This is a genomic window from Streptomyces sp. NPDC058678 (assembly GCF_042714835.1).
Classification (GTDB): domain Bacteria; phylum Actinomycetota; class Actinomycetes; order Streptomycetales; family Streptomycetaceae; genus Streptomyces.
In genome coordinates, this window is the sequence record NZ_JBHXSG010000092.1 from 17,847 (window position 1) to 27,200 (window position 9,354).

The 9,354-nt window shown below is 67.4% G+C and carries 2 protein-coding genes and 1 pseudogene; 1 reads left to right on the plus strand and 2 read right to left on the minus strand.

Translation table 11 applies throughout. The annotated features are described in order from the left end of the window. Positions 1-531: 531 nt before the first annotated feature. Positions 532-978, minus strand: a complete 447-nt coding sequence (locus ACFWWR_RS43800; protein ID WP_383877153.1) for a hypothetical protein — start codon at positions 976-978, stop codon at positions 532-534. Between the two features lie 193 nt (positions 979-1,171). Further along, positions 1,172-7,981, minus strand: a complete 6,810-nt coding sequence (locus ACFWWR_RS43805; protein WP_384309808.1) for a polymorphic toxin-type HINT domain-containing protein — start codon at positions 7,979-7,981, stop codon at positions 1,172-1,174. Positions 7,982-8,292: 311 nt separating this feature from the next. On the opposite strand from ACFWWR_RS43805, the pseudogene ACFWWR_RS43810 reads away from it, so the two are divergent. Beyond that, positions 8,293-9,354: pseudogene (locus tag ACFWWR_RS43810) on the plus strand (VCBS repeat-containing protein); the annotation flags it as partial.

Consider the following 9,354-nt stretch of genomic DNA (forward strand, 5'->3'; position numbering starts at 1 on the left):
TGACGGTCAGGTTGTGGACCGAGGGCCTCGTACAGGCGGGCCGGGACATGGCGCGTCAGGGAATAACCCCCGTCGAGACCCATCCGACGGGGGTGCAGGTATGCGCTAGGAACTTGCGACCGAAGTCACTTATGCTCGGCTGCGCGCGTTGCGAGCCAGCTCAATGTCCTCATCGAACAAGCTGCCTCTAAACGGGCTGCGGGCATCGTCAAGAACCACAACGAGCAGAGATGTGCCGCTCACTGGAAGTTCCCCCCGAGCAAGCCACGATGGAATTTTAAGGTTGTCTATAAACCCCTCCACTCCAACCCGAGTGGTCACCTTGATCCCCCATGCCGTAGTCGCAAACACGACCACGTCCAGCTCTTCGTCAACCCGCACGCAGCATCCAGCGGGGCTTCGAGTTACTGCTATTCACCACGAGGGCTGCAGGATTGAGTATCACCTCACCCAGTAGCCAAGGTGCGAGTGGCGCAACCTCATATGGTCCGAAATCGATCACGTTCCACCTTCCGAGACAAAACCATGAACCTACCTCGATCCGGATGAGAAGGTAACAATGGGGCCATCTTCGGAACTGATAACCCGAACATCGAAACTCCGGTGGGGAAATTCGGCAGACAACGCAGCACCCCAAGTTTTTGCAACACATGCGGCAAAATAATTCTGCGCCTGCCAATCCTCTTCGACATCATCCGAATCGACAATCTGCCAGACTCGTAGCTGATTCAGCGTCGCCTCAATTTTTCGGATGTCACGAGAGAGGCTCTCGCGCCAGGCGTTGAAATTCGATTCTTCGTATGCCCGATCCCACAGCACGCACCCCTCCACTTCGACAAACCGTGGCCAGAAGATCCGGGAGAATGCCACCATCATTCCTAGATCGCCACGACCTTTCACATAATCTAGGTAATCAACACCCCCTCCCCATTCCTCCACCCAGGACTTAATTCCGGGGTAATCCATCGGGTCATTCACGGATAGCTCCTCGCGTCACTTGCGTAGGGGGTCAGTCATTCAGGTCACCCAGATAGATGGAGGTAAACCCACAGAAATTTAGAGACCTCAGGCGCCCGTCATGTTGTTGCGAGCGCCTGAGGTGGTGCATTTCTATCAGTATTCAATTATTCATGAACGGCTTGCATGTCAGCCATTCATATTTGACTCGGTCCTACCGGCAGCCGCATAGCTCCTCTTCGGGGCGTAGCGGCCGCGGTAGCTTTGCCCAGTTGCGAAAAACCTGGCCCGTTTTTGGATTCTTGTGCTTGACCATGTCGAGAATGTGTGGGGCCGGTATGCCAGCATGCGGTGCTGAGTCAGGATCGAGGTCCGCGCGTTGGGAAATTGCGCCTTCCTCATCATACCGCGCATACGCGGTAACCGTCCCATCCTCTTTCTGACGGAAAAGCGTTTCCCCAGGATTAGCAGTCTTGGGAAAGCGTCCGCTGACGTGCCGCGCACCTGAGAGGCTCAATCCTCCTGTATTGCAGTTGTGAACGAGAACCGGTGCCGCGCCCACCAGCACGTAGTACGTGTGCACGTCCGTGACGGTCAGGTTGTGGACCGTCGCCTTCGCCGTCCACGCCTCGACCGTGCCGATCTGGATCCAGGTGCCCGAGGACGTCTGGAGCCACTGGCCCGGCTTCAGTTCACCGGCGTCGACCCATTCCCGCAGGGACGGCACCCAGAAGGGGTGGCCGGCCGTCGCGGTGACGGTCGTGGTCTCGGCCTTGGCGGAGGCTCCGTCGTGGATCTTCAGCGTGATACGGACGAGGTCCTTGCTGCCCTTGCCGATGATCGTCGCCGTGGCCGTCTGTACGGATGTCTTGCCCGTCTTCGGGTCGGTGGCGATGACCTTGTCGCCGGCCTTGACCTTCTCGATCGGCTTGGTCGAGCCGTCGGCCATCAGGACCTTCGTACCGGGTACGAAGCTGTTGGCACCGCCGGCGGCCGTCTCACAGGCCGCTGACTGGACCTCTTCCTTCGCGGTCTCCTTGGCCTCGTCCCTGACCTCCTTGGCGACCTTCTTCACCGCCCGCTTCACCTGCGACGGCTTCGGCCGCGGCTTCGGCTGGGAACGCGGCTTGGCGCGCGGCTTCGGACGGGCCGCCGCCTTGCGGGCCGCCGCACGGCGTGCCGCCGCCCTCTGGGCCGCGGCACGTGCCGCACGGGCACGAGCCTGGGCTGCCGCACGACGGGCCGCCGCCCGCTTGGCCGCCGCCCGGGCCGCCGCCCGCTTGGCCGCAGCTCTCTTGGCCGCCGCCGCCTTCCGGGCCGCCTCACGGCGGGCCTTGGCCGCAGCGCGCTTGGCCGCCTCGAGGGCACGCTTGCGCGCCAGCGCCGCGGCTCGACGGGCCGCCGCCTGGGCCGCCTTGCGGGCCGCGATGATCGCCGCACGGCGGGCCGCCGCGCGGATCGCCGCCTGGATGGCGATGCGGGCCGCGATCCCGATCAGGATCGGGAAGAACTCGCCCGACGGGTCGGAGAACGTGGCCGGCGCGTTGTTGCTGTAGGCGTACGGGTTCATCGTGGCCGGCTGGCCGTAGTCGACCATCGGGTCGACCTGGATGAACCGGCCCGTCACGGGGTCGTAGTCGCGGGCGCCCAGCCGGGTCAGCCCCGTGTCATGGTCGACCGTCCCGCCGACGAAACCGCGCTGTCCCGGCCACGCCGTGGGCTGCGAGCCCCGCGCCTCACCGAACGGCATCGACTTGCGCCGCGTGACGCCCATCGCCGGGTCCACCATGTCCACGACCGTGTGGGAGGTGCCGTGGTGGTCGGCGATCATCAGCTGACGGACGCCGCCGGTCGCGCGGACCGTCGTCATGCCATCGGGGTGCGCGTAGAACCGTTCGGCCTTCGCAGACGTGTTGGCCGCGTTGACGGTCAGCTCCGCGTCGCCGAGATAGAGGGTGCGGCTGCCGTCCGCTGCGGTGCGGATGAGGCGTTCGCCGTCCGCGCCGTAGAGGTACGACGTGGTCTTCGTGCCGCCGCCCTCGACGGGCTGGGTCACCTTGCGGAGCTCGCCCTCGATGTCGTACTCGAGGGTCTGGTTGGTGCCGCCGTGCTGGCGTCCGGTGGTGTTGCCGGCCTTGTCGTAGGCGAAGGTGTTGAGGCGTTCGCCCTGCGGGCCGACCGACTTGATCTCGGCCAGCGCGTTCGGGCCGCCCACGCCCTCCTTTCCGTACAGGTAAGAGCGGGTGACGTCCTTCGCCGTGTCGCCCGTCGGGTCGTGTTCGACGAGCTGCTTGCGGTTGCCCGCCGTGTCGTACGCGTACGAGTTCCAGTAGGCGTCCGGACCGCCGACGGTGTCCTTCGTCGGCGCCGCCGTGCAGTCGTCCGTCTTCGCCGTCCAGGCCGAGGACATCTGCCGCAGCTGGTCGTAGACGAAGCACTGCGTGTCCGTCCCGCCCGCTCCGGGCGCCGCGCTGCCGGGCACGTCGGTGATCTTGGTGACGTTGCCGGCCTCGTCGTACCCGTACTGCGTCTCGCTGATCCGGACCGGGGAGATGTCCCGGTCGAAGGTCGACTGCTGGAGGCGGCGCGTGAACTCGTCGTAGATGTACGAGCCGTACACCTTCTTGCCGGCGACGCCCGACTCCGTGCGCAGCAGCTCACCGAAGGCCGAGTACTCGGCGCCGGTGAAGTAGCTGGAGGCACCGCCGATGCCGATGGGCAGGTCGTCGGAGTTGTACCGGAAGCTGACCCGCTCGGTCACCAGACCACCCAGGCCTGGTACCTCGGCCCAGGCCAGGTTGCCGGTCGGGGTGTACGAGTACTCGTACTCGTACGTGCCGGCCAGCCCCGTCTCCTCGGTGGGGATCACAGTCTTCGTCGACTTCACCCGGTAGGCGTTGTCGTAGGCGGTGACCTCCTCCCGGTACTCGCGGCCGTTGTCGTAGCGGATCTGCGCGGTGGGCAGGCCCTTGGCGAGGGTGTCGTACGTCCACTCCACGCGCTTGGGGCCGGTCTCGCTGCCTTCGCGCAAGGTGGCCGGACGGCCGCCGTCGTCGTAGGTGGTGACCAGCGTCCGCTTGAGCGGGTCGATGGTCGCGATGACGTTGTCCGCGTTGTCGTACCGCACTTCGGTTCGGCCGCCGTCGGGATCCGTGACCGCCGTCTGACGGCCCCGCTTGTCGTACTCGAAGGAGGTGACGGCGCCGCCGGGGGCGGTCACCTTCCAGAGGTTGTCGAGGTCGTCGTACTCGTAGACGGTGTCCCGCCACTTCGTACGCTCCGCGTTGGTGTACTCGCGGATCCGCTCGACGCGGCCCTCGGCGTCCTCGAAGGTCGCCGTGACCGTGTCGCCCTTCGGCGGGATCGTCGTGGAGACGTCACCGTCGCGTTCGGTCGTCGTACGGAGCTTCTCCGTGCCGCGGTAGTACGTGATCTCCGCGGTGGGCTGGCCCATGCCGTCGAAGGTGGTGCGGTTCTGGGACGGGACGTCGTTGTCCCCGACCGAGAGCAGTTTCGCCTCGGGCTCGGCGACGTTGTAGTAGCCGTCGTTCTCCTTCCACTTGCGCCCGGCGCTGTCGTAGAAGCTGTCGTTGACGATCCGGCCCGCGCCGACCGCCTCGTCCTGCGTCTGCCGCTCGCGCAGCAGGCCGTCGAGGATCTCGTACGACACGGCGTACTGGCCGTTGTCCTTCAGCGTGCGCGAGGTGACGATGGTCGGACCGTCGCGGCGGACGGTGTAGTCGTACGTGGCCGTGGGGGTCTGAGTCACCGGGTCGCGGTCGATCTCCCAGACCTTCAGGAGACGGCCCAGCGGGTCGTACTCCATCGTGGCCTTCTTGCCGTTGGCGTCCTCCTCGGTCAGCGGCAGGCCACGGACATCGTCGAATACCGTGGTCTCCGTGTGGCCGAGCGGGTCGTGCGAGACCTGCTTGGTCGGCCGCGCGACGGTGACCGGCGTGTACTCCATCCACGTCTTGCGGTTGTCCGCGTCCCAGGTCGCGGTCTCGCGGCCGTGGATGTCGTACTCGGTCTTGTCGATGGTGACGTAGCCGTCGCCGGTGCCGTTCAACTCCTGCACCTCGGTGGGCAGGCCCTTGGTGGGGGCCGCGCCGAAGGCCAGGTTGTCGTAGAGCGTCCGAGTGTCCTCGACTACCTCGCCGCCGGTGGCGCCGCAGGCGCCGAGCGTCGTCTTCTCGCGGGATTCCGACTCGATCAGGTACGCGGTGGTGTTGCGGGCATAACTGACCGTGGAGCAACGGATCTTGCCGCCCGGTGTCTTCTCCTCGACCTGGTACGGCAGGCCGTAGCTGTCGTACTTGGTGGTCTCGGTAGAGGTGCGCCAGGCCTCGCCCTTGACGCGCTCGCGGGTGCGGACGGTCTCCGGGCGGGCCATCCACGCCTCGAGCGCGGTGGTTCCGGCGCGCGTGCGCGTGGCCGTCTTCACGGCCCAGGGGGTGGTGACGGTCGCCGAGTCGATGGCTCCGCCGTCGGACTCGTAGGTGATCTGCTCCAGCAGTTGCCCCTGGTACTGGGGCAGGTCGTCGTGATTCGTGCCGTCGCTGGTGGTGACGGTGGAGGCACGAGTGCCGGAGGGCAGCTTGTCGCCGTGCAGACCGCGGAAGTAGCGGTGCTCGGTGAGCTGCTTGACGTCGTCGCCGGAACCCTGGCGGGTGCGGACCCGCTCGTAGCCGCGGTACTGCGACCAGGTGCGGTGCTTGTTCTCGGTGAACTCGCTGTCGTCGTACGCCCATCCGGCGCCGCCGAGGAACTCGTAGCTGGTCACCTTGGAGGGGCTGTCGGTGACCAGGTCCTGCTCGCGGACCTCGGTGGCGACGTACTTGTGGAACCAGTCCTTCACCGGTGCGAGGGCGCCCTTGGGCGTCCAGTACTGCGGGAAGCAGCGCATCGTGTTGGTCTCGGGGGACGCCGGCATCCGCTTCGGCTCGAGGGCCTGGCAGTCGCGCGGCGAGTAGGTCACGCCGATACGGCCGCCGGTCTCGGTGTCGATGGCGTGGATCCGGTAGCGGGAGAAGGGCGGCAGGCCCTCCACCTTGTCGACGCGGTTGTCCATCTGGAGGCCGGCGAAGGTGACCTTCGGCATCTCCGCGGTGGCGCCGGCGCCGTGGCCGGTACGGGTGATCGACTCCAGCCACAGGGCCGGGGAGGTGCCGTCACCGGTGGGCGGGTATGTCTGTTCCAGGGTCCAGGAGTCGACCGTCTTCAGGGCGCTGCCGGAGAGCACACTGGTGGTGATCTTCTTCAGGCGCTTGGTGGACCAGAACGTCGGGGAGTACTTGTCGGTGCACTTGGCACCGGAGGCGCACTCCTGGTCCAGCGGGGTGTCCGGCCAGTACTTGGCGTTGGCCGTGGTGCGCTTCGGCTCGGCGCAGTCGAACGCCGTGCTGGGGATGCAGCGTTCGGCCGTGGTGAACGCGACCCGGCCGGCCGGCTGGACGCCGAACAGCTTGTCGGAACGCAGGCCGTAGTCGATACGGTCCAGCTCCGCGGAACGGACGTAGTCGATCTGCTGGTCGGCCTTCATGTTCTGGCCGTAGTAATTGGTCCGCTTGGTCCACCACAGGGTCATGGCGTCGCCGAGCGGGTCGACGACGTAGTCCAGGTTCCAGCGGTAGGCCTGGGCGCAGTCGGAGTCCATGAACGCGGTGGCGTGGCACGGCTCGTCCGGGTGGTTGCCGAACACCGGCACCGTCAGGGCCGAGTTGGTGACCGTGCCGTCCGGGGCGCCCGGCAGCTTGTTCAGGCCAAAGTGGTACCGGGTGCCGTCGGTGGTGGTCAGCAGCCAGTGCTCGCCGCCCTTGGCGCCGTTGGCGGCACCGGTCTTGCGCTGGAGGCGGGAGCCGTCGTCGTCGGCGGGACGCCACTCGTCGGTGCCGTCCTTCTTGACGAGTTCGGTGGTGTTGCCGCCCAGCGACATCACGACATGGTCGCTGCCCCAGCACAGGTCGCCGTTGTCGGCGGTGTTGTTGGGCTTGACCTCCTGGCCCTGGGCGTTCTTGATCGGGGCCTTGTCGTCCGAGCAGGAGCGGTACTTCCGCTCGATGTAGCCCGGTTCGTAGTCCCAGCCCTCGGCGATCCAGGAGGACTGCGCGTTGGTGGAGGCGGTGCGGCCGTCCACGGCCTGCGAGGAGTAGGACAGTTCGACCTCGGGCTGCGGGCCGCCGGGGACCTCGGGAGCCTCGATCGGATACGCCCAGGAGAACCCGCCGGAGGACGAACCAGCCATCCATGAACCGGAGGGCGACAGTGAGGTGGCCTCGTGGCTCCCGCCGGGCCCGGAGGCGTCGGCGGTCGCGGCGAGCACGGTGGGTCCGGCACTCGCGGTGGCGAGGTCGACGCTGGCGGTCACCGTCTTCGCGGCCGGGTCATTCGCGCCGGGCAGTGCGGTACGGGTGCGGCAGCGCTCCAGCTCGGGCGTGGTCAGCGCACAGGCGGGAAGCCGGTGGAGCCGGAGCCGGGAGCCCCAGTCGCCGCCGTAGGTGTCCTTGAACGACGCGTAGTCCAGCTCCAGTTCGACGGAGCCGGAGGCGGCGGGAGCCAGGCCGTCGCGGGCGGGTGCCGCGGTGAACAGCAGCCCCTGCACGCCGGCCTTGCGCGTGGTGGCCGCGTCCTTGACCTGGACCTCGACGGCGGTCCCGGCGTCGGCGGTCGCGCGCTTCGGGGCCGCACCGCGGGTGCGGACGCCCTTCTTGGCGGCGGCCGCGGTGGATGTCCGACGGGCCTTCACGAGGCTGGTCCGTGCGGCGGTGTCACCCAGGGTGGCGCCGGTGGTCAACGGCGCTCGGTTCGGGAGTTCGGCCCGGCTGTCGGTCACGACAGCGGTGAACGTGCGGGCCTTGATGGTGCCGGCCACGGGCTTGAAGTCGGCCGTGGCCTCGTCGCGTACCTTCGGGCGCTTCTTGGTGAAGTCCTTGCCCGGGACGGACCGGTCGCTGCGCTTCACGTCGGAGATCCGGGTGCTTCCGGAGGCGGCGCTCGCGTCGTCGGGTATCAGCCCGATGAACATGACGAGCCCCGCGAACAGGGAAACGGATCTGTGCCAGTGTCCGAAATAGCGTAACTGTCTTATTAGTTGGTCCACTAAGGAACTCCCCCCTCACTCTCTGTGACCGAGTGTTGAAAAACGCTCAGACAGTAAGCGCTGTCGATCACTCCGGACAAGCAAAGCGAGGGCAATGCGACAATCCCCACTTCGACCAAGCGTTCGGAAAGAAATCGCTTTCCGCCCTGTACCGTTCGGCCTCGCGGCCCGCGTCCAAGGGCCCGCGGCGACCCCGCGAGGGGCTCGCACGGCAACGACTCCGGGGGGATTCGCCCATGCCAGAAACATCCCGAAGACAGCGCCCCATCAGGCGCTCGGCGCGCGCCGCGCTCGTCGCGGTGCTCGCCGGCGGGACGCTGGGGCTGATACCACTGACACCGCTCACGGCAGCGGCGGCCGACACCGAACCGACCGCGGTGGCCGCGAACGCCGAGGAGCGCGCACTCCAGGACGCCGCCCGTACCGGGAAGGCCGTGGAGGTGCTGTCCGCCCGCACCGAGACCAGCGAGACGCACGCATTACCCAACGGCAACCTGCGCCACACCCAGCACACGTTGCCCGTCCGCGTGAAGCGCGAGGGCACCTGGACCCCGGTGGACACCTCGCTCATCGAGGTCGCCGGCCGGATCTCGCCCAAGGCCGCACCCGGCCACATCACGTTCTCCGCAGGCGGCGACACCCGCCTGGTGACCCTCACCGACCAGGGCGGCGAACTCGCCCTGACCTGGCCGAACGCCCTGCCCGAGCCCGTCCTCGACGGGGCGACCGCGACCTACCCGGACGTCTTCCCGGGCGTCGACCTGGCCGTCAAGGCAAGCCTGGACGGTTTCAGCCAGGCACTGATCGTAAAGACGCCCGAGGCGGCCGACCGCCCGGAGCTGACGAACATCGACTTCGGGCTGCGCACCAAGAACCTGGAACTGACCAAGGACACCGAGAACGGCACCCTGCGCGCGGTGAACGCGGCCGGACAGACGGTGTTCGCCTCCTCCACGGCCCGGATGTGGGACTCGTCGGGCACGCCCGAGGAGGAGACGGCGGCGGCCCAGGCGCCGACCCCCGCCAATGCCTCAGCGAAGTCGCCCCGTACGGCCGTCGCCGACACGGTTCGGGCCACGGCCGCGGCCGACACCGAGCCCTCCCCGCTCGACCCGGGCACCAAGAGCAGCGAGGTCGGCGTCCAAGTCACCGACGAGAAGATCCTCCTGACCCCGGACCAGAAGCTCCTGGACGCCCCGGACGCCGAGTTCCCGGTCTACATCGACCCGCGGATGACCGGCACCCGCGAGGCCTGGACGATCGCCTACAAGCCGCATCCGACCAGCAGTTACTGGAAC

Bases quoted from the DNA above. Each gene is read 5' to 3' on its own strand.
- ACFWWR_RS43805 (WP_384309808.1), bottom strand. From the start codon at position 7,981: ATGTTCATCGGGCTGATACCCGACGACGCGAGCGCCGCCTCCGGAAGC.